This is a genomic window from Owenweeksia hongkongensis DSM 17368 (assembly GCF_000236705.1).
GTDB classification, from domain to species: Bacteria; Bacteroidota; Bacteroidia; order Flavobacteriales; family Schleiferiaceae; genus Owenweeksia; species Owenweeksia hongkongensis.
The window spans coordinates 2,079,378-2,106,102 of the sequence record NC_016599.1 but is presented as its reverse complement, the minus strand read 5'-3'; the positions used below and the strand labels follow the sequence as shown (position 1 = coordinate 2,106,102).

At 40.2% G+C, this 26,725-nt stretch carries 25 protein-coding genes; 20 read left to right on the top strand and 5 right to left on the bottom strand.

What is annotated here, in order from left to right; translation table 11 throughout:
* Positions 1 to 53 precede the first annotated feature (53 nt).
* The 18 genes from OWEHO_RS09440 (at position 54) to tsaB (ending at position 20,191) form a co-directional block, all read left to right on the top strand.
* The gene (locus tag OWEHO_RS09440) at positions 54 to 767 is read left to right on the top strand and encodes a T9SS type A sorting domain-containing protein (RefSeq protein ID WP_014202250.1); all 714 of its coding nucleotides are present in this window, start codon (positions 54 to 56) and stop codon (positions 765 to 767) included.
* A gap of 138 nt (positions 768 to 905) precedes the next feature.
* Positions 906 to 1,484, top strand: coding sequence for a Holliday junction branch migration protein RuvA (gene ruvA / locus OWEHO_RS09435; protein WP_014202249.1), 579 nt, complete (start codon positions 906 to 908; stop codon positions 1,482 to 1,484).
* Positions 1,484 to 8,854 (top strand): T9SS outer membrane translocon Sov/SprA, encoded by a 7,371-nt coding sequence (gene sov, locus OWEHO_RS09430; protein ID WP_014202248.1) that lies wholly within the window; start codon positions 1,484 to 1,486, stop codon positions 8,852 to 8,854. The genes ruvA and sov overlap by 1 nt, the downstream gene beginning before the upstream one ends.
* 48 nt (positions 8,855 to 8,902) lie before the next feature.
* Positions 8,903 to 9,283, top strand: a complete 381-nt coding sequence (gcvH, locus tag OWEHO_RS09425; protein ID WP_014202247.1) for a glycine cleavage system protein GcvH — start codon at positions 8,903 to 8,905, stop codon at positions 9,281 to 9,283.
* Positions 9,255 to 9,665 (top strand): VanZ family protein, encoded by a 411-nt coding sequence (locus OWEHO_RS09420; RefSeq protein ID WP_014202246.1) that lies wholly within the window; start codon positions 9,255 to 9,257, stop codon positions 9,663 to 9,665. Before gcvH ends, OWEHO_RS09420 begins: the two co-directional genes overlap by 29 nt.
* Before the next feature lie 48 nt (positions 9,666 to 9,713).
* Complete coding sequence (locus tag OWEHO_RS09415; protein WP_014202245.1) at positions 9,714 to 10,439, top strand: energy transducer TonB; 726 nt, start codon at positions 9,714 to 9,716, stop codon at positions 10,437 to 10,439.
* An 85-nt stretch (positions 10,440 to 10,524) separates the two neighbouring features.
* On the top strand, positions 10,525 to 11,232 hold the full coding sequence (locus OWEHO_RS09410; RefSeq protein ID WP_014202244.1) for an energy transducer TonB: 708 nt from the start codon (positions 10,525 to 10,527) through the stop codon (positions 11,230 to 11,232).
* A gap of 75 nt (positions 11,233 to 11,307) precedes the next feature.
* Positions 11,308 to 12,120 (top strand): 3'(2'),5'-bisphosphate nucleotidase CysQ, encoded by an 813-nt coding sequence (gene cysQ, locus OWEHO_RS09405; RefSeq protein ID WP_014202243.1) that lies wholly within the window; start codon positions 11,308 to 11,310, stop codon positions 12,118 to 12,120.
* A 173-nt stretch (positions 12,121 to 12,293) separates the two neighbouring features.
* A complete protein-coding gene (gene cyoE / locus OWEHO_RS09400) occupies positions 12,294 to 13,196 on the top strand; it encodes a heme o synthase (RefSeq protein ID WP_014202242.1) in 903 nt (300 codons plus the stop codon).
* A gap of 3 nt (positions 13,197 to 13,199) precedes the next feature.
* A complete protein-coding gene (locus OWEHO_RS09395) occupies positions 13,200 to 13,781 on the top strand; it encodes a cytochrome c oxidase subunit 3 (protein ID WP_014202241.1) in 582 nt (193 codons plus the stop codon).
* 17 nt (positions 13,782 to 13,798) lie between these two features.
* The gene (locus OWEHO_RS09390; RefSeq protein ID WP_014202240.1) at positions 13,799 to 14,716 is read left to right on the top strand and encodes a cytochrome c oxidase subunit 3; all 918 of its coding nucleotides are present in this window, start codon (positions 13,799 to 13,801) and stop codon (positions 14,714 to 14,716) included.
* A 35-nt stretch (positions 14,717 to 14,751) separates the two neighbouring features.
* Positions 14,752 to 15,093: a cytochrome C oxidase subunit IV family protein gene (locus OWEHO_RS09385; RefSeq protein WP_014202239.1), complete on the top strand. Its 342-nt coding sequence runs from the start codon at positions 14,752 to 14,754 to the stop codon at positions 15,091 to 15,093.
* Positions 15,094 to 15,100: 7 nt separating this feature from the next.
* A complete protein-coding gene (locus OWEHO_RS09380; RefSeq protein WP_014202238.1) occupies positions 15,101 to 15,862 on the top strand; it encodes an SCO family protein in 762 nt (253 codons plus the stop codon).
* A gap of 1 nt (position 15,863) precedes the next feature.
* The gene (locus OWEHO_RS09375; protein ID WP_014202237.1) at positions 15,864 to 16,430 is read left to right on the top strand and encodes a DUF420 domain-containing protein; all 567 of its coding nucleotides are present in this window, start codon (positions 15,864 to 15,866) and stop codon (positions 16,428 to 16,430) included.
* A 46-nt stretch (positions 16,431 to 16,476) separates the two neighbouring features.
* Positions 16,477 to 16,698 carry a hypothetical protein gene (locus OWEHO_RS09370; RefSeq protein ID WP_014202236.1) on the top strand — a complete coding sequence of 74 codons (222 nt, stop codon included), beginning with the start codon at positions 16,477 to 16,479 and terminating at the stop codon, positions 16,696 to 16,698.
* A gap of 72 nt (positions 16,699 to 16,770) precedes the next feature.
* The gene (locus tag OWEHO_RS09365; protein WP_014202235.1) at positions 16,771 to 18,204 is read left to right on the top strand and encodes a TolC family protein; all 1,434 of its coding nucleotides are present in this window, start codon (positions 16,771 to 16,773) and stop codon (positions 18,202 to 18,204) included.
* A 3-nt stretch (positions 18,205 to 18,207) separates the two neighbouring features.
* Positions 18,208 to 19,491, top strand: coding sequence for an efflux RND transporter periplasmic adaptor subunit (locus OWEHO_RS09360; protein WP_014202234.1), 1,284 nt, complete (start codon positions 18,208 to 18,210; stop codon positions 19,489 to 19,491).
* A 10-nt stretch (positions 19,492 to 19,501) separates the two neighbouring features.
* A complete protein-coding gene (gene tsaB / locus OWEHO_RS09355) occupies positions 19,502 to 20,191 on the top strand; it encodes a tRNA (adenosine(37)-N6)-threonylcarbamoyltransferase complex dimerization subunit type 1 TsaB (RefSeq protein WP_014202233.1) in 690 nt (229 codons plus the stop codon).
* A 2-nt stretch (positions 20,192 to 20,193) separates the two neighbouring features.
* Here tsaB and OWEHO_RS09350 read toward each other — a convergent pair whose 3' ends face one another.
* Positions 20,194 to 20,760, bottom strand: coding sequence for a DNA-3-methyladenine glycosylase I (locus OWEHO_RS09350; protein WP_014202232.1), 567 nt, complete (start codon positions 20,758 to 20,760; stop codon positions 20,194 to 20,196).
* A gap of 148 nt (positions 20,761 to 20,908) precedes the next feature.
* Here OWEHO_RS09350 and OWEHO_RS17890 point away from each other — a divergent pair, with 148 nt between their 5' ends.
* Positions 20,909 to 22,972 (top strand): response regulator, encoded by a 2,064-nt coding sequence (locus OWEHO_RS17890; protein WP_014202231.1) that lies wholly within the window; start codon positions 20,909 to 20,911, stop codon positions 22,970 to 22,972.
* On the opposite strand, the gene OWEHO_RS09340 is transcribed toward OWEHO_RS17890, so the two are convergent.
* The 4 genes from OWEHO_RS09340 to OWEHO_RS09325 all read right to left on the bottom strand — a co-directional run bounded on the left by OWEHO_RS09340 (position 22,969) and on the right by OWEHO_RS09325 (position 26,318).
* Positions 22,969 to 23,973, bottom strand: a complete 1,005-nt coding sequence (locus tag OWEHO_RS09340) for a glycosyltransferase family 2 protein (protein WP_014202230.1) — start codon at positions 23,971 to 23,973, stop codon at positions 22,969 to 22,971. The genes OWEHO_RS17890 and OWEHO_RS09340 overlap by 4 nt on opposite strands.
* Positions 23,974 to 23,981: 8 nt before the next feature.
* Positions 23,982 to 25,046: a VOC family protein gene (locus OWEHO_RS09335; RefSeq protein WP_014202229.1), complete on the bottom strand. Its 1,065-nt coding sequence runs from the start codon at positions 25,044 to 25,046 to the stop codon at positions 23,982 to 23,984.
* Between the two features lie 21 nt (positions 25,047 to 25,067).
* Positions 25,068 to 25,862, bottom strand: coding sequence for an SDR family oxidoreductase (locus OWEHO_RS09330; RefSeq protein ID WP_014202228.1), 795 nt, complete (start codon positions 25,860 to 25,862; stop codon positions 25,068 to 25,070).
* A 120-nt stretch (positions 25,863 to 25,982) separates the two neighbouring features.
* Positions 25,983 to 26,318, bottom strand: coding sequence for an RNA recognition motif domain-containing protein (locus tag OWEHO_RS09325; protein ID WP_014202227.1), 336 nt, complete (start codon positions 26,316 to 26,318; stop codon positions 25,983 to 25,985).
* A gap of 235 nt (positions 26,319 to 26,553) precedes the next feature.
* Here OWEHO_RS09325 and OWEHO_RS18500 point away from each other — a divergent pair, with 235 nt between their 5' ends.
* Entirely contained in the window at positions 26,554 to 26,709 is a 156-nt protein-coding gene (locus OWEHO_RS18500) for a DUF5522 domain-containing protein (protein ID WP_014202226.1), read from the top strand.
* Positions 26,710 to 26,725: the final 16 nt, after the last annotated feature.

Genomic DNA, 26,725 nt, shown 5'->3' with positions numbered 1-26,725 from the left:
GATGATGTTCTTATGAAGTTTATTTATCTTCGCCTATCTAAATGTATATGATTATGAAGTTAAAATTACTTTCCCTTTTGCTGTGTGCAGGATCTATGGTGATGGCGCAAAGCCTTACTATCGAAAATGTTGATTCATCTCATACAAGCGGTGATGCTGTTACAGCGGATGATTTAACTATTGATATAAATATCCGTAACAATAGCTCTCAGGCTATTGAGGTGGGATGTAAGAGAATAGACAAGAACTACAATGCTTTAACCGATAGTAACGCCATTTGCTGGGTTGTTTGTTATAAGGCATCAGTGTCGGTTAGTCCAGGTACAATTACAATTGGGGCAGGCCAGGCTACTGGTGGAGGTGATGTGTTTATTGGCCATGTGTATCCAGATCAAGATGGTGTAAATAGAAGCGGACCTATTACATATGTATGGTATGATGTAGACAATCCTTCTGACTCAGTTGCTTTTACTGCAAATTATGAGGTGACAGGAGGAATAGGAATTGAAGAAAAGTCTTTTGACGAATTCGCGGTATATCCAAATCCGGCTTCAGGCATTCTTAATGTGAAGTATACAGGCATGAGGGGTGAGAGTGCAAGCTTTGAACTAGTAAGCATGGTGGGTACTAAGGTGTATAGTCGAGAACTTACCGAGGTAGATGATCAATTGAAACTGGATGTTTCAAAATTGTCTCGTGGAGTTTATTTTTACATCATTAAATCTAATGGTGAAGTAACAACTTCTAAGAAGCTGGTTATAAAATAGAGTCTTAACATGTTGATTATGAAGCCACGCCAAGCGCGTGGCTTTTTTTGTTTTGTAGGTATATGAAATTTCTATTTTTGCCGTTCTTAATCCCAATCAAGGACTAAACTTGCAGAACCTTAAACTCTACTTGCGCGAATGATATATTATATAGAAGGGAAATTGACAGAGGTAACACCAACCTATGCGGTGTTGGACTGTGCCGGTGTGGGATATTTAGTCAATATTACCCTATCTACATATTCCAATATTTGTGCCAAACCTAGCGTGAAGTTATTTACTCATGCCATATACAAAGAAGACTCTCAAACACTATTTGGGTTTAATGCTAAATCAGAAAGAGACATTTTTATTCAACTGATTTCGGTGAGTGGAGTGGGAGGTAATACGGCTAGAGTCATTTTAAGTAGCCTTTCTTCTGAGGAAGTGATTAGCGCAATTTCATCTGAGAATGTACGTTTATTACAATCCATAAAAGGCATTGGTGCCAAAACAGCCCAGCGAATTATCATTGACCTAAAAGATAAGGTAACAGGTATTGAAACTTCGATTACCACAATGGGGGCACCGGCCGGTGTAAAAGTAGAAGCAGCTTCTGCTTTGGAAGTACTAGGGTATACTCCAAAACAAACAGAAAGACTCTTGGTGCAGCTAACGGGTGAAACGCCTGATGCTGGAGTGGAAGAGATCATAAAGCAAGCGTTGAAGAGATTATAATGAAGAAGGGATTACGTGCGCCTCTTAGCTTTGTCATTTTTATGGCTGCGGCAATTGCCTTGGCTGGCTACACGGGTTCACGATATGTGTACTTAGAGGTGGAGCGTAACGGTATTCTTATTCCTCAAGATTCTACTGACCCTGATTCTACATTGCCTTACCCGTTTGGGGATGAGTCTGGTGGTCTTTATATGAATGACCCTTCCAATTATTCGAACGATGTAGAATATGATGATGAGACGGGGCAGTATATAGTTACCGAAAAAATAGGTAACCTTACCTCAAAGCCGCCCATGTTTATGACACCAGATGAATATCGCGATTACGTGGCTCGTAAGCAGGTAGATGATTACTGGAAGTCTAAAACACAGAGTGCTCAAGCGGATGCGGATGAAGGCCGTGATCCCGGTAGCTCACTTATACCGCAAATTCAAGTAAATAGTGAACTGTTTAATAAGCTATTTGGTAGCAACACTATAGATATTCGCCCTCAAGGGTATGCCGAGCTGCGCTTTGGCGGAAGGATTCAGAAGATTGACAACCCACTAATTCCAGAAAGAAATAGAAGCACTTTTACGTTTGACTTTGATCAACGTATTCAAATGAACATTACTGGTAATGTTGGTGAAAAATTAAAGATTACAACAAACTACGATACCGAAGCTACCTTTAGTTTTGAAAACCAAATGAAGGTTGAGTTTACAGGTGACGAGGATGACATCATCAAAAAGATAGAACTTGGTAATGTTAGTCTTCCGCTTAATAGCTCACTGATAAGTGGGGCTCAAAGTCTGTTTGGAGTAAAAGGGCAGTTTCAGTTTGGAAAGCTAATGGTAACGGGTGTGTTCTCTGAGCAAAGAAGTCAATCATCATCGATTAATGTGCAAGGTGGTGCTACTACTACAGATTTCGAAATCTCTGCCGATAATTATGATGCGAATCGTCACTTCTTTCTTTCGCATTATTTCCGTGAAAACTATGAAGCCTTTTTGGCTAATCGCCCATTGCTTACTTCACCCGTGCAAATTACCAAAGTAGAAGTATGGGTGACCAACACACGCCAAGCCACGGAGGACAATAGAAATATTGTAGCCTTTATGGATCTTGGTGAAAGCGATGGTCCTGGTGCATACCGAAGTACTACGGCTAATATTCCGGGTCCTGATATTTATGGTAGGTTCTATCCAAACCAAGGTTTTCCTGATAACCGAAACAACGCATTAAATCCAGAAGTGTTAGAAGCAGACGTGCCTGGTATTAGAGATATTTCGAGGGCTACCAGCTCGCTGCAATCAGCGGGATATCAAGAGGCAATAGAATTTGTAGACCTTACTAATGCTCGAAAACTTAGTAGCGGAGAGTATAGCTATAATTCACAGTTGGGTTATATATCACTTAGTAGTTCACTAAATCAGGATGAGATCCTGGCTGTTGCTTTCCAGTTTACGGCAGGTGGCAAAACATATCAGGTGGGTGAATTTTCTACAGATGGTGTGGCTGCACCAAAGCCACTTATGACCAAAATGCTGAAGAGTTCTATTCTAAATGTGAACCTTCCTATTTGGGATCTGATGATGAAAAACATCTATAGCTTGAATGCCTATCAGGTAAATCAAGAAGATTTTAGACTAGATGTACTTTACCGTAATGATGAAACGGGAACTCCAATTCCGCTGTTACCGGATGGAGAATTGAGTGACGAACTATTGCTACGCGCTACTGGTCTGGATAAATTGAATGCAAACAATGACCCATCGCCTGATGGATTTTTTGACTTTATCAATAACATTACCATTACTCCACAAAACGGAAAGATAATTTTCCCGGTACTAGAGCCTTTTGGTAGCAACATAGCCCGGCAGCTAAGTGATCCTGATGATAGGGAAAAATATGTCTTTCAACAGTTGTATGACTCTACACGATTTAAGGCGCAAAATGAAGCCCAGCTAAATAAGTATTTGCTGAAAGGACAATACAAGTCTACTTCTTCTTCCGAAATTTCTTTGAATGCTTTTAATATTCCACAAGGCTCGGTAGTGGTTACAGCTGGGGGCAGGCAACTTATAGAAAATGTGGACTATACCGTAGATTACAATTTGGGGAGAGTAAAAATTATAGATGAAGGTATTCTGCAATCGGGTACTCCCATTAAGGTAGACTTTGAAAATAATGCGGTATTCAATTTCCAGACAAAAACTTTTATGGGGGTTAATGCGGATTATCAGTTTAATGAAAATTTAAGTATTGGCGCTACTGTAGTTCGCTTGTCCGAAAAGCCGCTTACGCAAAAAGTAAATATTGGTACAGAACCCATTGCTAATACCATGTGGGGGCTAAATGGGCAGTATAGTAAAGATGCCCCATATCTTACTCGGGCAGTAGATGCGATCCCATTTATTGAAACCAAGGCACCTTCCAGTATTACCGTTCAAGGTGAGTTTGCACAATTGGTACCAGGTTCTCCTCGCGGTATTGAGATAGATGGCGAGGCTACCACATACCTCGATGATTTTGAAAGTAGCCAGACGACTATTAACATAATGGCACCACAAGCTTGGAGGTTGGCCAGTACACCGGCCGGTCAGCTGGATTTATTTCCCGCTGGAGCCTCTACAGGTATCGAAAACGGCTTTAACCGAGCAAAGCTAGCATGGTATACTATTGATCCACTTTTTCATCGTAATAGTGATGGGGCATTGCCACAGCATATGAAGGATGATCCGGAGTTCCAATCTGGGCAATTTGTAAGACAAGTTACTGTGAGCGAAGTTTTTCCAAATATTCAACAAGATGCCTCGCAGGTAAACTATATATCGGTGCTGGATTTGGCGTATTATCCAAAAGAACGTGGTCCGTACAACTATGATGTAGAGCCTACTTCAGTTTCAGCGGGTATTAATGCAGATGGTGAGCTTAACAATCCTGAACAACGATGGGGAGGTATTATGAGAGATCTTTCTACCACCAACTTTGAGGAGCAAAATATTGAGTTCGTACAGTTCTGGGTATTAAACCCTTTTGAAGGGGACGAAGCTTCTCCTTCCACCTTGGAAGGAGACTTGTATTTAAACTTAGGTAATGTTTCTGAAGACATACTTAGAGATGGTAAGCAAGCCGTAGAAAATGGAATCCCAGCTGATGGCGATGTTTCTAAACTAGACTCTACTGAATGGGGGTACGCTCCGGCTGTGAGACCAGTGGTAGTAGCTTTTGATAATGACCCTGCTGCTCGTGATTTTCAGGATGTAGGGTATGACCTTATTGGTGACAATGAAGAAGGTAGCTGGACGGATGGGCCTTATGATCCGTATTTAACAAGAATTATAAATACACTTGGTCAGCAAAGTATTGCCTACACCTCCGTTACAGGAGACCCTGCTGCTGATAACTTTAGATATTACCGTGGTAATAGCTTAGATCAGGAAAAGGCAACAATCCTAGAGCGGTACAAAAATTATAATAACCCAGAAGGAAACAGTGATCCTACCGAAGTAGATGGCGTAATTGCCTTTGCCACCAACACTCCGGATATTGAAGATGTGAATCGTGACCAAACGATGAACAAAATTGAAGCATACTATCAATATCGGATCAGTATGAGAAAGGAGGATCTGAATAAAGTGGGTAAGAATTATGTGACTGATATTAGAGTAGTGCCGGTAGAGGATCAACCTGTTCAGCCCAATGGTAAAAAGGTAAACGCTACCTGGGTACAGTTTAAAGTTCCTGTTTTTAGTCCAGATAAAAAGGTAGGGCCTATAAGTGATTTCAGATCTATTCGTTTTGCCAGAATGTTTATGAAAGGGTTTAAGAATGATGTGGTGCTGCGCTTTGCAAAACTTGAGTTAGTACGAGGTGAGTGGAGACGATATGCTTATGACCTGGATGGAGACGGTGATCGCTTAAATGATGATGCTAGTGATAACACAATTTTTGAGGTAAATGCAGTGAGCATTGAACAAAATGGTGATCGTTTACCAATCCCCTATGTAGTGCCTCCGGGAATTGATCGTCAGGTGGTTTTTGGAACAACTTCTTCGCAGCAGGCAAATGAACAATCGCTTTCGCTTAGATTATGCAATTTGAAAGATGGCGCATCCAGAGCGGTGTTTAAAAACATTGAATTTGACATGCGTAATTATAATCGCCTAAAGATGTTTGCGCATGCAGAAGATGGGGTGGTGAATCAGGATGATAGACAGGGAGCCCTTAAAGATGGAGACCTCATGCTTTTTATACGTATGGGTAGCGATTATGAACAAAACTTTTACGAGTATGAAATTCCTCTGACGGAAACAGAGCATGGTACATCGGATGAAGATCTAATTTGGCCAGAGGCCAATGATGTAGACTTTGAGCTTGAGGATTTGAAAGAAGTAAAGCTTGCCAGAGATAGAGCTTTCCGTTCAAGCAATACAAGTATTACCGAAGAGTTTAGCCAAGTAAAGGGAAAAGCAACCATAACCGTGGTGGGAGCGCCAAACTTAAGTAACGTGCGCACCATAATGATTGGGGTGAGAAACCCTAAGAGAAGAACAGTGAATAGTGCAGATGACGGTTTGCCAAAATGTGCTGAAGTTTGGGTGAATGAATTGCGACTAAGCGACTTTGATCAACGTGGCGGATGGGCGGCTAATGCTAGAGTGGCAGCGCAGCTTGCCGACTTTGCAAATATTAGCGTAAGCGGTAGAACAAGTTCCATTGGTTTTGGAAGTATAGATCAAACGGTAAGTGAGCGAAACAAGTTTCAAATGTTTGCTTATGATTTGCAGAGTAGCTTTGAGCTAGGCAAGTTTTTCCCTCAAGATGTAGGACTTAGAATCCCAATGTTTTTTGGAACAGGAGAAGAGTGGTTAAACCCTCAATTTAACCCCCTTGATCCGGATATTGAGTTTCAGGATGCATTGGCCAATTTGGAGACTGATGCCGAAAGGGATGAGCTCAAAGAAATGTCTCAAGACTATACTAAGAGGCAGTCTATAAACTTTACCAACGTAAGAAAGGATAGAGTAGGTAAGCGAGCTCAGGACAAGCCAATGCCATGGGATATAGAAAACTTTAGTGCAACTTATACCTATTCTAAGATTTTTCAACGAAACATTAATGTGGCATTTGATGAAAGAAAAGATTATCGAGGTAGCCTAAACTATACATTCCGTCATTCACCAAAACCGGTGGAGCCTTTTAAAAAGGTGAAGTGGATGAAGAATGATTATTTGCGAATTGTGAATGATTTTAATTTCTATTTGCTGCCAAAGCAATTTACGGTAATTGGAACTTTGGATAGAAGCAAGCATGCCATGCAAATGCGAAATACAGCTTATCCCGATAACCCTTTGTTTGATTTGGATACCACGTATAATAATAGTTTTAATTTCAACCGACAGTATTCTTTACTTTATGATATTACAAAAACACTTAAAGTAGATTTCACCGCGAATATGCGTACACGAATAGATGAGGCTACACCCGATTCTATTCCAGATGAAGCGAGAAGGAAAGAAATTATTTGGGATAACTTAAAAGACTTTGGCCGCCCTACTAACTATCACCAAACGGTAAACGTAAACTGGCAGGTTCCCATCAATAAAATTGTCTTTTTGGATTGGGTAAATACACAGGCCAGCTATACTGGGGATTATGATTGGCAGGCCAATTCGCTTATCGCAAATAATGCTGGGGCTTCAGGAAATCCAGATTTGGATTATGGCAATACGATTCAAAATAATCAGAGGATTCAATTAAATAATAATTTTAATCTGATAAGTCTGTACAATAATGTGCCTTACCTGAAAAAAGTAAATGATGGTAAAACGGCAGGAAGAGAAGTGCGACCCAGAGGTCCCCGATTGCCAGGGCAGGGGCGAGGTGAAGATTCTGCAAAAGAAGATGAGGAAGAAACTACTTTGCAAAAAGTACTAGCAGGTGTTGCCCGCACCCTTATGATGTTTAGAAACGCATCTGCCAATTATTCACTAGCTGAAGGAACTTTGCTGCCCGGTTTTAATGGTACGCCCAGTATTTTGGGAATGGATTTAGATAATAATAATGCACCGGGGTTTTGGTTTACCATGGGTGGGCAAACTAATGTTCAGCAGGATGCGGTAAGTAATGGTTGGCTTACACAGTCGGAATTGCTTCCTACACAATATACCGAAACATATAGTGAGAATATGAACTTTAGGTTGACAGCAGAGCCTGCCAAAAACTTTAGAATAGTGTTTAATGCCCAGCGGACCGAGTCACACAGCTTGTCTGAGTTTTTTAGGTATAATGGTGAAAATGATATGTTTGAAAGTCAAAATACTTTTGAGACAGAAAACTTTACCATCAGCCACATTATGATTGGTACGGTGGGCGATCAGTTTGAAGATTTAACCTATGATTCAGAAACGTATAGCAACTTCTTAGAGTATAGAAAAATTATAGCCCAAGAGATGGCGCAGGACTACGCTTCGCAAAACCCGGGATATAATGTGGTGGAAAACAACGTGCCTTCGGACTCATCGGCAGCGGGCTACAAGTACTTTAGTTATAATGCTCAGGATGTGCTTATTCCTGCATTTGTTTCGGCATACTCAGGTACAAATATCAATGACGTAGAGGTGAACTATGCCGAGATGAATCATAAAAAGAAAATTCCATTGCCAAACTGGCAAATTACCTACGATGGACTTACCAATATTAAAGCAGTAAAAAATTGGTTCAATAGTGTGGTGGTTACTCACGGGTACCGCTCTACATACACACTTGGAGGTATTTCTACCAACTTGCTTAAGCAACAAAATATTCAGGATCAACTGGATGCGGGAGTTCCTGAAGATGAATTGAAGCCAGCATTAAATAATAACGGTGATTTGATGCCAGACTTTCAAGTCGGGTCGGTTATTCTTTCCGAGCAGTTTGCACCACTCGTTGGTTTTAATATGAAAACCAAGAATAATGCAACCTTACGTATCGAATACAAGAAGGATAGAAATATAGCATTAGGCCTTACCAACGCTCAGATTACTGAAACCAAAGGACAAGAGTGGGTGATAGGTGCAGGTTACATTATTAAAGATGTGAAGCTGGGATTTGTACAACTAGGGGCACGAAGAAAGAGTCCGGTAAGTAATCTTGAGCTTAAGGTGGACTTAGGTATAAGAAGAAACATTACACTTATCAGAAAAATTGTAGAGCAAACCAACCAGGTGTCACAGGGGCAAAGAGTGACTACCCTCAAATTCTCGGCAGATTATCAGATTAGCAAGAGGGTTCAGACCAAACTTTTCTATGATTTGAACATGAGTAAGTATGAAACATCAAATTCATATCCGCTTACTACTCATCAGTTTGGAATCAGTCTTAGATTAAATCTTGGTACATAAAAAGGAGTAACCAGAAATAAAATTAAATTTGCCCAAAAATTATACAGCATGAATTTTCCAGCAGAACTAAAGTATACTAAAGATCACGAGTGGATTAGCATTGATGGCGATGTAGCAACTATCGGTATTACCGACTTTGCACAGTCAGAACTTGGTGATATTGTATTTGTTGAAATCGAAACTGAAGGTGAAGAATTGGATAAAGAAGAAGTGTTTGGATCAGTAGAGGCTGTGAAAACTGTTTCTGATTTGTTTATGCCTATCTCTGGTGAGGTTTTGGAAATGAATCCAAAAATTGAAGAATCTCCAGAAGTGGTAAACTCTGACCCTTATGGTGAGGGCTGGATGATAAAAGTAAAAATAAGCGATGCTTCTGAATTAGTAGATCTACTGGATGTAAATGCCTACAAAGAAGCAGCCGGAGTCTAAGCACTCTGCATATATCATATTACATTTTACCCCAGCCTTGGTCTGGGGTATTTTTATTTTATACTTCAGCACTATGCCCGGCCCTGAAGTTCCGAATGTGTTTCAATCGCTCAACGATAAGCTCATTCACGCAGCCATATATTTTGTGGCTACAATTCTAATATATTTTGGATTTCTCCGTTTCAAATACGGTAATCCTATTTCGGGCAAAGCTCTATTTATAAGCTGCTTAATCAGCATTGTTTTTGGTGGAGTTATAGAATTACTTCAATCTTACTACGTGCCTGGCAGAGTTGGTGATTGGTTTGATTTTGTGGCCAATACTTCTGGCTCCTTGAGTTTTGTGCTAATGCTTGTTGTGTCACATCGGGCTTTAGCCTGATTGTTCCGCATATTGGAACCCACTCTTACAACATCATTCTTATTTTTTATGGATTCAAAAAAAAGCCCCAAGGCCGACTTAGGAAAGAAGAGCGCTATGTTTTTCATGATTGGCATTACACTCTCATTGCTATTTGTTTTAATAGTTTTTCAGTACAGACAGGAAATTTCTCAGCCCATATTGGAAGACCGGCCAATTGAAGCTGGACTTGGCCCTGATATTCCAATTACTATTACACCAGTAAAAGAGTTGGAAAAACCGGAAACTCCCAAGTTTGATATAAATGAGAACTTACCACCGGAAGAGGGAGAGGATCATAGCCCAAAGCTAGATTGGGATAAACTATTAAATACAGAAGAAAACCCGGAAGAAGGAGTTGACGATATTGGAGAGGAAGAAGAACTGGAAGAGGAGCCGCTAGAGTTTTATATGATGGAAAAAATGGCACGCCCATCGGATTGTGAACTTGCCATAAACATTGATGAACAAAAGCGGTGCTTTAATGACTGGATAAATGAATATATAAATTTAAACACCAAATACCCGGCAGTTGCGCAAAAACTAAGGTTGGAGGATAAAGTGTACGTTTCCTTTATTATTTCAAAATCTGGAGAAGTGGAAAGTGCGGAAGTGGTACGGGGAAATTACGAATCATTAAATACCGAGGCATTGCGGGTGATTGAGAATATGCCAACATTTGTGCCTGGTACTCAACGAGGAAAAAAGGTAAAGATGAAAATGACCATTCCCGTGAATTTTAAACTATCCAGATAATGAGGATTTAACGTAATTGTAATCAAATTTCATTTGTAGAGCCCAATTGAATTTATGTATCTTTAGCCCCGATAAAAAAGCATTAATGGAACCAAAGAAAAATCCGAAAGCTGACCTGGAGCAAATGAGAGGAATCTTCCTTCAGGTAGGTTTGGTTATAGCATTAGTTTTGTCCATTGTTATGATTCAATGGCGTACTTCCGAAGGAGGTCTTTCTGATCTTGGAGAAGTAGACGTGGAAATTGACGATGAGATCATTCCGATTACACAAAGGCAAACTGCCCCACCACCCCCACCACCTCCACCGCCACCAGAGGTGATCGAGGTTGTAGAGGATGATGTTGAGTTGGAAGAAGAGCTTGAGATTCAATCTACAGAAACGGATGAAACTGAAGAAGTGGAAATCATAGAAATGGAAGAAGAGGTTTCTGATGAAGTTCTAAGCTTTGCAGTAGTGGAGTCGGTGCCTGTTTTTCCGGGGTGCGAAGAAGCGTCTACAAACGATGAAAAGAAAGCTTGTTTTCAACAGCAGATTCTTAAATATGTAGGTAAGAACTTTAAGTTTCCTGAAATGGCTCGTCAGATGGGTATTCAGGGGCGTGTATATGTAAACTTTGTGATTGAGAAAAATGGAGCTATTTCTAACGTACAAGTTGTTAGAGGTGTAGATCAGATGCTTGATGATGAAGCGGTACGCGTAGTAAAGTCTTTACCAAAAATGACTCCTGCTAAACAAAGAGGTAAGTCAGTACGTATGAGTTTTACGCTTCCTATCAATGCGAAGCTTCAATAATATATTAGTCTAATTGGCTATTTGAAACCCCTGCATTTTGTGGGGGTTTTTTATTGCTACTAACATTTTTTAATCATGACCACAGCCGATCTAAAAGTTTTACTTCAGGATGCTATTGTAGCTACTATTGATGGAGGAAAGGAAATTCTTGATGTATATGTGAATGAATTTGATGTTGAATATAAGGAAGACAATTCGCCTCTCACCATTGCTGATAAACGTGCCCATAATGCAATTATGAAAACTCTTGAGAAAACGGGTGTTCCTGTTTTGAGTGAGGAAGGAAGATCGATTGCTTTTGAAGAAAGGAGCAAATGGCCTTTGCTTTGGGTGGTTGATCCATTGGATGGTACTAAAGAATTCATAAAGAGAAATGGTGAGTTTACCGTAAACATTGCCCTGGTAAAAAATGGAGCGCCCATTATGGGGGTGATTTATGTTCCTGTGGAAGACACATTATACTTTGGGGCAGATGGTTTTGGTAGCCGTAGACTTACAGAAGCCGCGGCTAAAATCTCAAAGAATACTTTGGAAGATACCTTAAATGCATCTGATGCCTTGCCGGAAAAGCAAAAAAGAGTATTTACTATGGTGGGCAGTCGCTCGCATATGAGTGATGAAACCGCTCAATATTTTGAGGGAATAAGAAAAGAATACCCGGATGCGGAGGTAATGTCGCGCGGAAGTAGTCTTAAAATATGTATGGTAGCCGAAGGTAGCGCAGATGTATATCCTCGATTTGCTCCAACGATGGAGTGGGACACGGCAGCGGGTCACGCTATTGCAAAATATGCAGGCTTTGAGGTAGTACGCCCAGACGATAACCTACCACTTGAATACAATAAAGAAGATTTGTTGAACCCTTGGTTTATTGTGAAGAAGGGGTGAGAGGTTAATTTGTTGAGTGGTTAAATAGTCAACTCGGTAAGGAGTTGTGTGTGTTTTTTGATTGACCAGTTAACTTGTTGTCAAATTAACAATTCAACCTCCCTTAAGTTAGAATCATTCTATTTTGGATACCCGATTAATGGGTAGTAAATTTGCCGCTTCAAAATCAGTACTTGGAAGAAATTCAAAAAATAGAAACCCAGAGTATTAGCCTTTCTGGAAAGTTTAAGGCAGTAACTGAGCTTACCAAGGCGCGGCTCAATCTGAGCGTGGTATATTCAGCTATGGCCGGATATCTTTTGGGTGCTAATGCCATTTCTGGACTTACCATGTTATACTTAGGTATTGGTGGGTTTTTAGTGGTAGGTGCTGCCAATGGTTTTAATCAAATTATAGAACGAGATCGTGATCTTTTGATGAAAAGAACCATGAATCGTCCGTTGCCTACTGGTCGTCTTTCGGTGTTGGAAGCTATGATTGCCTGTACCATTATGGCATTTGTTGGGTTGTATCTTCTTTTTCTTATTAATCCGCTGACTGTAGGTTTTGGGGCCTTTGCACTTTTCATGTATGTGTTGGTTTACACTCCTTTAAAAGCAGTAGGACCAATTGCTGTTTTTGTAGGTGCCTTGCCGGGAGCTATTCCTGCTTTGCTTGGATGGGTAGCTGCTACCAATGATTTTGATATTGAGCCGGGAGTGTTGTTTGCCATGCAGTTTTTATGGCAGTTTGCTCACTTTTGGGCTATTGGCTGGATAGCTGACGAAGAGTATAAAAAAGCTGGTTATGTGCTTTTGCCTTCAAGGGAAAGAGACACACGCACAGCTACTCAAATAGTACTTTACACCTTATTTACGATTCCTGTTTCATTGTTGCCATTTTTCGGGATTACCGGAAGTCTTAGCTTAAGCTGGGTAGCCGCTTTGATTATTTTGGCAGCAGGAATTTTCTTCCTTATTAAAGCTATTAAGCTTTTCAAAACGCGCGAAATTAAAGATGCTCGTGCGCTGATGTTTGCCAGTATTATATACCTGCCTGTGGTACAGTTGGTATATGTAATCGATAAATTTATATAAGTAGTGGGCGTATTACTTCCCGAACAAAAGAGAAAGGTTCGCAAACCGCTACTCTGGATTGGTATTGCTAGTATAGTGATGACCTTTGCAGGTTTGACCAGCGGATATGTGGTGAGCAGATCGGCATTGATGGCAGAAAACCGTTGGTTGCAATTTGAGTTGCCAATACAGTTTTATTATGCTACCGCAGCCATAGTTCTTTCTAGCGTCACTATGATAATTGCGCATAGAGCGGCCAAAAAAGGCAATGCTCAATTGGTGAAAATTGGTGTTTTGTTAACTTTGGTTTTAGGAGTAACCTTTGCCATTTTACAATACTATGGCGCAGGAGATTTGATAGACAGAGGTCTTTACCTTACGGGCCCCGGAAGTAACAATGCCACTTCTTGGGTTTATGTGATTGCCGGCTTGCACTGGTTTCACGTTTTGTCAGGTATTATAGTATTATTAGTAACATTGTTTCAGGCAAATAAAAACGCTTATACAATTGAGGATCATCAGGGATTAGATATGAGCGCCATTTACTGGCACTTCCTTGATGCTCTTTGGATTTATTTGTTCTGCTTTTTGGTATTTATTCGCTAAACTTGCAAAAATTTTAAATGATGGCTGACGGAGCTACAATGGAACACAACGCACGCCCATTATGGGGTGGAGGAAGGCAACCTTTTGGTGCTAGCTATGGTAAACTGATGATGTGGTTTTTCCTATTATCAGATGCCCTTACTTTTTCAGGATTTCTTGCCGCAATGGGGCTTGTACGTTTTAAGTACGAAGATACCTGGCCTATTGCCGAAGAAGTATTTACTCACTTCCCTTTTGTAGAAGGTGATGCACCGCTTCTTTATGTGGCGCTGATGACCTTTATTCTTATCCTTAGTTCGGTAACTATGGTAATGGCAGTAGATGCCGGCCATAAGATGAACAAGAAAGGTGTGATGCTCTGGATGGGACTTACCATTATTGGTGGTTTCTTTTTCTTGGCTTCACAAGCTTGGGAATGGGGTCACTTTATCAATGGAGATAAAGGAGCTATTCAAATTGAAGACCGAACTGTAGTTTACATTAGTGATATGGAAGGTAAGGTGGTGCCGTTGCGTACCCTTATTGATGGTCCTGATGCTCATGGTCATGGAACTGAGTATACTGATGAGCAAATGTTCAATGCTTTCAAAGCTAACGATCAGTACACTCTGCGCAGACCAGGTAAAAATGGTGAAATCTTTGAAAGAGGTGAAGCCCTTAAACTTGCTGAAAAGGCAGGTGTAGTGCAAGGAGCAAACTTGGTACAGAACGAATACGGAAATGTGCTTTTTGCTGATTTCTTCTTCTTTATCACTGGTTTCCACGGTTTCCACGTATTCTCTGGAGTGGTAATCAACATTATCATTTTCATTAACGTGGTAATGGGTACTTATGAAAAGAGAGGACATTACGAAATGGTAGAGAAAGTTGGTCTTTACTGGCACTTTGTAGACCTTGTATGGGTATTCGTATTTACCTTCTTCTACCTTGTTTAATTATTTCAGAATAAACTTTATAAAGTCTTTTAGATATGTCACATAATCCTAATCTTCCAAGTGAGCACCACGAAAGTCCAGAAGGAATCTGGTGGATATGGAAAGTTTTTATTCTTCTATTGGTAGTTACTGCGGTAGAAGTAATATTGGGTCTCATTAAGCCTGAGTTTCTAATGGGTCATTTTATGGGAACTTCAGTATTGAACATTATTTTCATCGTTCTTACTTTGGTAAAAGCATTTTATATCGTTGCAGAATTTATGCACGTTAAGTTTGAACGAAAAAACTTGGTTTGGACACTTGCCCTTCCTGCAATAATTCTTATTCCTTACCTGGCATTTATCGTGCTTTCAGAAGGTAGTTACATGAAGGTGTAATTGTGATATGAATAATACAAAATATCTTAAAAGGGTAGTGCTGGTTTCTATATTAGTACTACCCTTTTTAGTTTACTTTTTCTTCGTTTATAGTGCCGAAGAAAACTTCTTTATTAAACTGAAATACGTTGGTCCTAAAGAAGCAATAACTGTATTAAATGATGATGGCGAAGAAGTGGTGGATACAGCTTATTACACCATTCCTTCATGGGAATATACCACGCAAGATGATAGCACACTGTCATCAAAAGATTTGGAAGGTAAAATCTACCTAGCCAACTTTTTCTTTACATCCTGCCCAAGTATTTGTCCTGCCATGAACTATAATGTAGCGCAGGTTCAAGAGCGGTTTAAGGGGTACGATCACTTCAGAATTGTTTCCTTTTCGGTAGACCCAAACCATGATACAGTTGAAGTTTTAAAGGCATACGAGAAGAGAATCGGTGCTACTCCCGGTCGCTGGTATTTCCTTACGGGAAATCAGGATGAAATCTATAAAACAGCTCAGGGTTATTTTACAAATGCCATGGAGGACGAATTTGCCGATGGTGGATTTCTTCATTCAGAAAACCTGGTGCTTGTAGACTGGAAAGGAAGAATACGAAGTGGGTTGGATGAGCACGGCAACATCAAAGCTGTGTATAATGGTTTGAGTCCGGATGAAGTGAATAAGCTAAAGGACGACATCAAAGTGCTGATTGCTGAGTTTGAAAAGCAGAAATCGGTAGACGAGTATCGCGAAAGCAAAAAGAACAAAAAGAAGAAATAGTATGGCGGATTTACGTGCTGCTAAAGAAAATTATAAAAAACAGAATAGTGATAAGGTTGCTGTACCGGTAATTGTGGCGCTTTCTATTGTTGTGCCATTAGCCGTGGCAGCTCTTATTCTTTTTCCGGATGTGCTTAGCATTGACATGGGAATTGAGCGTTCTACTCTTCCTGCATTTCATGCCATTTTGAATGGTAGCACAGCTATTCTTTTGATTTTAGGACTGTGGTTTATTCGTAAAAAAAATATTGCCGCACATCGTGCAGCCATGCTTACAGGTTTTGGTTTCTCGGCCATATTCTTGGTTTCTTACGTTATCAGTAAGCTTAATGCTGATCCAATTCCTTATGGAGGAGAAGGGTTCTTAAAAGGCCTATACTTCTTCGTTTTAATAACCCATATTGTTTTAAGTGTGCCCGTGCTGCCACTAGCTATGTTTGCTATTTATCGTGGCTTATCTGGCGAGTACGGTAAGCACCGCAAAATCGTGCGCTGGACATTTCCTATTTGGTTATACGTGGCCATTACCGGAGTGCTAGTGTATCTTTTTATGGCTCCATATTATTAAATGATAAAGGCACTGCTAGTGCGTTTTTACATCTTATATTTGCCCTATGCAAAAATGGATTTACATAATAGTGTGGCTTATCCTTTTTCCCTTGGCGGGAGAAGCGCAATGCGCCATGTGTAAGGCTATTGCCGAAAGTAGCCGGGCAGGTGGTAGTTCAATAGCTGATGGCCTTAATGGTGGAATCGTTTACCTTATGGCCTTCCCTTATTTGCTAATGGCAGGCGTTGGTTATGCCATTTATCGCAATAAAAAATCCCGCACATAATAGCATTTTTGTGACTGGCAGTTTCTGCTATCTTTGTGAGGCTGCTTGGATTTTTATTTCAAATTTCTTTTCATGAAACTTAACATTAGCGTTGTCCTCGGTATTTTGATGTGTCTGAATGCCACAGCGCAAGATACAGGTAAGGTTTGGGGTATTGAAGAGTGTGTTAATTATGCGCTCGAAAATAATATTCAAATTAAGCAAACAGCCCTTCAGGTAGAGGCTAATAAAACCAGCCAGCAAAGTGCCAAATGGGACATAGCTCCAAACTTTAACCTGAATAGTAACTACGGTTGGAATTTTGGTTTGAACATTGACCCTGTTACCAACGAAATTAGCCAAGCTCGAAGGCAAACAGCCTCGTTAAACTTACAAGGAAATTGGGTCGTGTTTAATGGTTTGCGCAAGCACTACAATATTTCAAAATCTAATCTCGATTATTTGGCGGCTCTTTATGATTTGGAGGATATCAAAAATGATATCAGCCTGAATGTGGCGGCATCCTATCTCCAGATTTTATTGAACAAAGAAATTTTAGTTGTAGCTAAAGAGCAGGAAAGAGTATCGCAACTACAGGTAAATAGAACTACAAAACTGGTGGAGGCTGGAGCTAGTCCAAAAGGTGATCAACTTCAATTGGAAGCTCAGCTAGCCAGAGATCATCAAAATGTGATAGCAAGCGAAAACGCTCTTACCATAAGTAAACTGCAATTGGCAAATCTGCTTCAGCTAGAAAACCCTGATGATTTCGAAATTTCAAGCCCGGATCTTGATGTACCGGAAGCTGCTCTTGTTGCTCGTGATCCTGCAAGTATTTTTGCAACAGCCATGGACTTGCAACCTGCAATAAAGGGTGCTGAAACCCGGGTGGAGAGTAGTGAGAAAAATGAAGCCATTACCAAATCGGGGGCCTATCCCACACTGAGTGTTGTTGGTCAGGTAGGAACCAGCTATTCCGATCAAATATTGGAGCCTGCTGGTACGGAAACCGTAAACATACCCCAGCCTACATATGATCAAAATGGACAGGTGATATTTATCCCTTTCAGTCAAACAGTTCCTATTGGTCCATATGAAGAAAAGAAATTTGGTAACCAAGTGGGTGATAACTTGAACGAGTATATAGGATTATCTCTAAGCGTCCCATTATTTAATGGGTTAAATGTGCATAGCAATAAGCAGATTGCGGAGATTAATACGAAGCAATCTCAGTTGCAACTGGAGATGGAAAAGAACACTTTAAGGCAAACTATTTATCAGGCGCATGCAGATGCCAAGGCTTCTTATAATTCATATTTGGCAGCAGAGGTAACTGTAGAGTCTAGCGAAGAAAGTTTCAAGTACTCGAAAGAGAGATTTGAAGTTGGAGCCCTTAATCAGTTTGATTTTGAAAATGCCAAGAATAGCTTGGCTATCGCAAAATCGGAAATGTTGAGGTCAAAGTATGATTATATTTTCAAGACTAAGGTTCTCGAATTTTACCTAACCAATCAGATAAAACTATAAACCATGAGTAAAAGGCTACGCTATGGACTTATTATTGGCGCGGTAATTTTGGTAATTGCCTTGGTGGTAGCCAAAAAGAAAGGTGCCATCGGCTCATCTGATGCTACCGAAGTGACCATTGGTAAAGTAGAAAAACTTACCCTGGAAGAAACGGTAATAGCCAGCGGTAAAATTCAACCAGAGGTAGAAGTAAAACTTAGTCCTGAGGTTTCCGGAGAAATCATTGAACTGCCCATCGAAGAAGGGCAGGATGTAAAGAAAGGGGACCTTGTGGTACGCATCAATCCAGATATTTATCAGTCGGCTGTTAATCGTGCTAAAGCCGCTTTGAACAGTAGTAAAGCAGCTTTAGCGAGTAGCAAGGCTCAGCAGGTGGAAGCCAAGAATATTTTTGACAGAAACGATAAGCTGTATAAGCAAAAAGTAATAAGTGATGCTGAGTATGATGCGGCAAAGCGTGGTTACGATGTGGCCAATCTAAATGTAGAAAGTGCCCAGTTTCAGCAACAAAGTGCAGAGGCTACCTACCGTGAGGCACTAGATAATTTACAGCGAACTACAATTTATGCACCACAGGATGGTACCGTAAGCATGCTGAATGTGGAAATTGGTGAACGTGTGGTTGGTACTGCTCAGATGGCTGGAACTGAAATTGCCCGTATTGCAAACCTCGAAAATATGGAGGTGCTAGTAGAGGTAAATGAAAATGATATTATACGTGTAAGCATGGGTGACACTGCCATCGTAGAAGTGGATGCTTATTTGGATAAAGAGTTTGTAGGTGTGGTTACAGAAATAGCTAACTCGGCTCAACTTACAGGTGTAAGTGCTGATCAGGTGACCAACTTTGAAGTGAAGGTAAGGGTGCTAAAAGAATCATACGAAGGAATGCTTAAAGAAGGTGAAAAATCGCCTTTCAGACCGGGAATGACCGCTTCTGTAGAAATTAAAACAGAAAAGAAAAAAGATGTAATTGCAGTGCCTATTGAATCTGTAACTACCAGAAGCGATACGAGCACAAAAGCTAAGTCTTATAAAATAGGAAGGGAAGACACTGAGAGTAAGGAAGATTATGAAGTGGTGTTCTTATATGCAGATGGTAAGGCAAAACTTCAGGTGGTGTCCACGGGTATTCAGGATGATGAAAATATTGAAGTATTGAGCGGACTAGAAGATGGTCAACAGGTAATTACTGGCCCATATAGCCTTGTGAGTAAACAGCTCGTGAATGGCGATAAGGTGGAGGAAAAGGATTCGAAGAAAGAGGAAAAGTCCAAAGACAAGTAGTAAGAAGCTCATGGCATTGATTCTTAGTATAGAAACTTCTACCAAAAATTGCTCGGTGGCTTTGGCCGAAAATGGCAAAGTAGTTTCATTAAAAGAAGAAACGAGCGATAAATATATTCACTCAGAAAAGCTTCATTTATTTATTCAGGAATGCATGACCAAAGCTGGTCGTGAGTTGAAGGAACTTTCAGCTGTAGCTGTGGGCAAAGGTCCCGGCTCTTATACAGGGCTTCGCATAGGAGTTTCTGCAGCCAAAGGTTTGTGCTATGCTTTGAGCATTCCGCTTATTAGCGAAGATGGTCTCACCATTTTGGCAAAGGACTTATTGTCAAAAAATGAAATTGCCGAAAACGAGCTTATTATGCCCATGATAGATGCTCGAAGAATGGAAGTTTACACAACAGGTTTTGATGCACAGGGAAGTGCTTTAAATCCTATAGAAGCGATGGTGATAGAAGAGGGCACTAGCTTGTATCCTAGTCACTCAAAAATACATTTGCTTGGTGATGGTTCGTCAAAGTGTAGGGATGTTTTGTCCGATGCCCGTTACGTTTATCACAACTTAGAATACCCTTCTGCCGCAGCTTTGGCTCCTATTGCTCAGGCAAAATTTGAGAACGAGGATTTTGAAGATATGGCCTATTTCGAGCCTTTTTATCTCAAAGATTTTATTGCGGGTAAGCCGAAGAAGCTTCTCTAAACCTATTTTCCAAACCGAAAGCAGTCAATAGTATGGTCGTTGACCATGCCACAAGCTTGCATGTGAGCATAGATTGTGGTTGATCCCACAAACTTGAAACCTCGCTTTTTAAGGTCCTTGCTCAAGGCATCAGAAATTGGACTTGTGGCAGGAACATCTTTCAAGGTTTTAGGCTTATTAATTATCGGCTTGTGATCTACAAATCCCCAAATGTATTTGCAAAAGCTGCCAAATTCCTTTTGTACTTCCATAAATCTTTGGGCATTGTTTATGGTAGCTCGTATTTTTAGTTTGTTTCTTATGATGCCGGAATCGTTCATTAATCGGTCAAAATCCTCATCATTGAATTGAGCTATTTCCTTGTAATTAAATTGAGCAAAGGCTTCTCTAAAGTTTTCTCTTTTTTTGAGAATAGTGAACCAACTTAAACCCGCCTGAAAAGTTTCTAGCAGGAGAAATTCAAACATTTTTTGATCATCATGAACTGGTACACCCCATTCTTCATCATGATATTTAATGTAAAGAGGGTCATTATTAAGCCAGCCACAGCGATTAATTTGTTGATCCATAAAACGTATTTAGTGGTAAATTTAAGTCTTATGCTAAGAGAAGTACATAAATCCCAAAATGTATTATAAATTTAAAATGTGGTTTGAATAAAAAGCATTTGACCCATATTGCAGTCGTGTTTGAAAACAGAAGCCTCTACATCGTTTCATGATAAAGAAAAAAAAAGGTAATCATCGCTTTTACCGGAGTGTAGATATTGCAGTTTCCATAGCTGTAGGTCTCGTGCTTTCTATATTGGTGGCCTACATTTGGCAGCTATATAGTAAAGATATTCGTGAGGCTCGATCAAATAAAATGGAGGTTACTGGCCAATTTATTAGTGATCAATTTCAACATGTAATTGAAGATAACACTCAGTTATTAAACAACCTGAAGCAGAGGATAGAGGTTACTAATGGCGATTATCTTAAGTACTGGAAATTCGATGCGCAATTGATGATCAGTCAAAATCCTTCTTTTCAGTTGGTAGAATGGATTGATAGTAACATGGTTATCAGGGATGTTGAGCCACTTGAGGGGAATGAGGCTGTTATTGATTTGGATATATCCAATATTCCATATCGAAGAGACGCATGGATTAAAAGTTCATTAGACTCATCCATCAATGTTACGAAGTGGGCAAACTTAACTCAGGGAGGAAACTCTTTTTTAGTTGATGCACCTGTATATTATGATGGAACATTTCAGGGAACTATTACCGCGGGGATGGTTTTTAATAATCACTTTGATGCGGTTATGGCCGGTCGTGAGGAGTATAGCCTTGTTTTGTATGATGATAAGGGAACTCTATTCTACTCGGTGGGAGACACAAACCTCTTTCCTCAGGCTGAGAACTTCATTTTTGAAAGCAAGGTGCCTGTAAAACTAGGAGCTGATCAGCTTTGGACACTAAAGCTAAAACCAACCAAGTCTTTTTTTGGCTTCAATACCTGGTTCGAGAGCAACCTAGGTTTCATATTGGGGTTGATAATAGCATTGATGATGGGGATTACCTTGTTTTTGTTATTACAATCCTCAAGGGAAAAAAGACGTGTTTCACATATTAATAGGGAACTAAAAAAACTGAATAGCGCACTTAGCAAAGAGAAACATAGAGCCGAGGAGGCATCCATGGCAAAGTCTGAGTTTCTATCAAATATGAGCCATGAAATAAGAACCCCTCTCAATGCAATCTTAGGCTTTATTGATATCCTTAATCGTAAGAAACTGGAAGATGAGAGTATGAAGTATTTGCGTATGATGACTTTTTCCTCGAAAAATTTGCTGGCTTTAGTAAATGATGTCCTAGAGATAGATAGAATAGAATCAGGTAAAGTAGAGTTGCTAGCGCGTGACTTTAATCCGCTGGAAGAGGTGCGTCTGCTGCTGGATTTGTACGAGCAATCATTTGAGGAAAAAGGCTTGAACTTAACTTTAGATACGGAGGTGAAGCAAGGGAAAGTTGCTCTGGGTGATTCACTAAAGTTTAATCAAGTACTAACTAATTTGCTGCGAAACTCATTTAAATTCACACAGTTGGGCGGTGTAAAGCTTGAGTATACTGAGGAAGTAGTAGGTGAAAATCTGAATGTAAAAATAGTGTTGGAGGATACTGGAATTGGTATTCCAGCAGCAAATTTGGACAAGATTTTTGATAGGTTTTCTCAGGTGGAAACAGGCTACACTCGTAAATATGAAGGAACGGGTTTAGGGCTCGCTATTACGAAGAAGTTGATTGATGCCATGGGAGGCAGCATAAGTGTGAGTAGCATAGAAAATCAAGGAACTGAATTCTCAGTAACTTTTGTTTTTCCATTGGGAGATTCTGACTTTGGGCAAGGGGCAGAGAAGGAAGAAGAGGCTGTAAGTTATTTGGGCAAGGAAATTCTCATAGCTGAAGATAACCCTATGAACGTGCTCGTGCTTAGCAAGCTTTTAGAGCAGTTTGGGATAATGGCCGATGTGGCAAGTGATGGGCTGGAAGCCTTGCAGAAGCTTGAAACGAAAAGCTATGATCTGATTTTTATGGATCTTCACATGCCTGAGATGGACGGGTTGGAAGCAACTCGAAAAATTCGAGGTAAGGGTTTGAATTTGCCGATAGTGGCTCTTTCTGCTAATATCACCAAAAAGTCAAGAGAAGAATCTAAGTCTTCAGGGATGCAAGATTACATCACAAAACCCTTTACGAGAGAAGTGATTTTGAGGATACTTTCAAAGTACTTGAGTTAAAAATACCAATAGGTTTCACCTTCTTTTAAATGGAGGTTTTTCAAATAGTTTTCCATTTTCAGCTTTTCTTTTTTGGGCGGATAAACGGCCAAAATAAGCTTCACTTTTTCCATTCCTTCTATTTCCCTAAAGGGGAGAATAACTTGGTCGAAAATACCATCAGGATATTTTTCGGGATGTAAATCCATCCAGGTAAATGGAGTAGAATTTTCTAAAAGTAGTTTTGCCGTAAGGCGAGCTTTTACTCCAGTTCCCCAGAGTACAAGATTTTCGATTGGCTTTTCAAATGCTAAGAAGCGTTTTACTTTGAGTTTAAAGAAGCTTTCCTGCGCATAATCTTCCGAGTTTCGAGAAGTTCGTGCAGGGTGTTCTCTCCATTTTAGTAATATTTCGGGGACTGCCTTTATTTTAAACTCACGTTTATAGAGTTGGAAAACGAGGTCATAGTCCTCAGGATATTCAAGACTATCAAAGCCTCCAATATCTCTTAGCTCTTGAGTTTGCAGCATCCAGCAGGGCGAAGCAATGATACATTCGCGGTACACATTTGACCAAGGGTTTTCTGCCTGAATATTTTGGTTTAGCCAATTTTGATAGGTTCTGTATCCAGAGCTTACTTCTGTGTTGGAAAAATATTCAACCAAACCAGTCACAACTGTTTTTGGAGATGCAGCATTCAAAGCTTCCACCATCTTCAAAAGCCGATCAGCAGGCATAATATCATCAGCATCCATCCGTGTAATAAAATGTCCGTTTGCATTTTTTAGCGCAAGCGAAAGGGCAGGAATTATACCTTTCTTAGTGTTTTTTATAATCCTGATTCGTCTATCAAAAGACGATGCCTCTTCCAAAACTTTGAAAGAGGCATCAGTAGAAAAATCATCAATCGCAATGAGTTCCCAATTACTGAAACTCTGTTGCTGAATAGATTTTAGGCAGTCAGCCAAAAAAGGTGCTGCATTGTATACCGGCATTATGATAGAAACCAAATTGTCCGGCATGGTAAGTTCTAGTCTTTTACTTTATTGAATTTTAAAGCAGCAAGCATCCATCTTGGAAGTGGTTTTTCGGGAGCACGATTTTTAATATTCAAATACCAGTTCCACTTTTCCATTACGGGTACTTTATGTGTTTCCACAAATTCTATCCAAGCGCCATCTGGATCTTCTATATAAGAAAATCTTCCTGCAGCTTTACCCATGTCAAATGAGTTGTTGCTATCTACGGTAAAAGGAAATCCAGCTGCTTCGCATTCTTTTTCCAAGGCTGCAATGTTGCGCACATCAAAGCAAAGGTGAATGTAACCAAGGTCTCCCCAATAACGGTTTTCAAATATCTTGCGACCTTTATTATCCAGGTCTTGAATAAGTTCGATTTGGCTATTGCCCAGAAGTGGCCCAAATGCACCCTGACGGCTTTTAGAGTTTTGAAGCAATACTCTTCTAAATTTACCTTCGCCACCTTTTAGTGATTTTAAGTCATCAAAAGTTCCGGTTTCGTCATAAATCACTTGGTCGTGCTCCAGCACATCGCGGTAAAGCTTCAAGCTTTTTTCCATATCGCTTACACCAATCACCATCCCAAATGCTCCACCAGTGAGGTGCTCATTGCTGCCAAACCAGCTATCACCTTCCACCACTTCAAAGATATTTCCATTGGGGTCTTTTACATAAAAATGTGGACGCCCGGCAGGGTCATTGCTTAGCTCTCCTACGAGGTCGAGCCCTTTGGCTTTAAAACTTTCATAAGCCTTTTTTACATCTCTGGATTTCATCTTGGCAATGTAAAGACCCAAATCTCCCAATTTGGTTTCAAAAGCTGGTGGCTGTGCTTCGCGGCTGGTAAATTGCCAGATTTCAAATCCACCACCACCTTGCATATTTACAGCAAGTGCAGCATTACGGCTTTGTACTTCGCCTCCGGTATAGATGGTCATTAGTGGCGCAGGTGCAGCTTCTTCAAAGATGCCGATATCCATGCCAAAATTTTGGCGATACCATTTCCAAAGAGGATGTACGCCACGGTTTCCTATGCCGATTTGTTGAATTCCGGAAATTACTTTTTTACCACTCATGAGTATTGAAAATTATTGAAATTAAGGTTTGCGTTTTTGGAGCATTTTGAAAAATAGCTCAGGCAAAAACTCCTTTATTTTAGTAGAAAAGCGCTGTGCACCTTTTCCAATTATTACTTCTTTCTTGTTGTTTTCAATGGCCGCTACCATTTGTGAAACGCAATCATCTACGGCAATGCCTTCTTCTTGCATGGCACTTGTTTTTGCAAAGGGCTTGCCATTTCCGTCAAGTGCATTTTGTGAAATACCTGTTTTAATACCAATCGCGCAAAGCATGTTTACGTTTACATTGTGCTCTGCTTCTTCCAGTCTCAAAGATTCAAAAAAGCCGTGCAGTGCAAACTTAGATGCCGAATAAGCCGAACGTTCATAGAATCCGAATTTCCCAGCGAGACTGCTGTTTACAGCAATGTTGCTTTCAGTTTGCTTTTGCAAAAAGGGCAATAAAATTTTGGTAAGTGCAACAGGCCCAAAGTAGTTTATCTCCATCAATCTTCTGTCTACGGAAATGTCAGTTTGAGCTGCATACGAACGCTGGCTTATACCAGCATTGAGGAATAGTAAGTCAATCTTTCCAAATTTTTGAATCACCTCCTTTACCTTGTCGGTAAAAGTAGTGGGAGCTTCCATGTCAATAGTCATCACGTATGACTTTTCAGGGAAGGGAAGCGATTGTTGAACTTTTTCCAGAGCTTCTTTTCTGCGGGCAGAAAGAATAATGGTAGCTCCTTTTTGATTGAGTTGGCGAGCCATTTCTTCGCCAATACCGGCACTAGCTCCGGTTATCCAAACTATTTTGTTCTGAAAATTTTTCACGAGGCAAATTAAGTGAAAAATGAGAAAGGATATGTTGAGAAGATTGTGGCCTGTCTAAAACCAAAAAAGCAGCCCGAGGGCTGCTTTAATTATAGGATCAAGAAATTGTTTTCTTAAATACTAGTAACGATCACGGTTGTATCCACCGCCGCCGCGATTTCCACCACCGCCACCGCGGTTAAAACCACCGCCACCGCCTCTGCGCTCGCCTTGTGGTTTTGGCTCTGATTTGTTAACAACGATGTCTCTTCCGCCAAACTGAGAACCGTTAAGTTCGTCAATTGCTTTTTGTGCAGCGTCATCATCAGGCATCTCAACGAAGCCAAATCCTTTACTTCTACCGGTAAATTTGTCAGTGATAATTCTCACTGAATCTACTTCACCATAGGCCTCAAAAGCGCCTCTTAAATCTTCTTCCTCTGTTGCCCAAGGAAGGCTTCCTACGAAAATGTTCATCTTAAAAAACTAATTTATTAAAGGTCAAAGGTAGTCTTTTTATACACAGTTCAATTAGTTTCTAATTTCTTGTATGATATTTTTTCGTCCTTGTTATCAGATTGTTAGGTCTAAGTTGACTTAAATATCATACAAGTGTGGAGCTTTTATTTCCTAAAGGGCTAATACTACGAGTCATTTTGGCCAAATAGAGGGGCAATGTGTAGCTTTGTGGCCGTTAAAAAAAGAGGACTTAATGCCACAATTGGAAGAGGGTGATTATTACAAATCTCCTGAGGGATATATAGTGTTTACCAAGCAGTACCACCTGAAGCGTGGCTACTGTTGTCAAAATGGTTGCAAGCACTGTCCCTATGGTTTTGACAAGAAGTCTGGGAGGTTTAAAAAATAGACTTTCATAGTTTTAT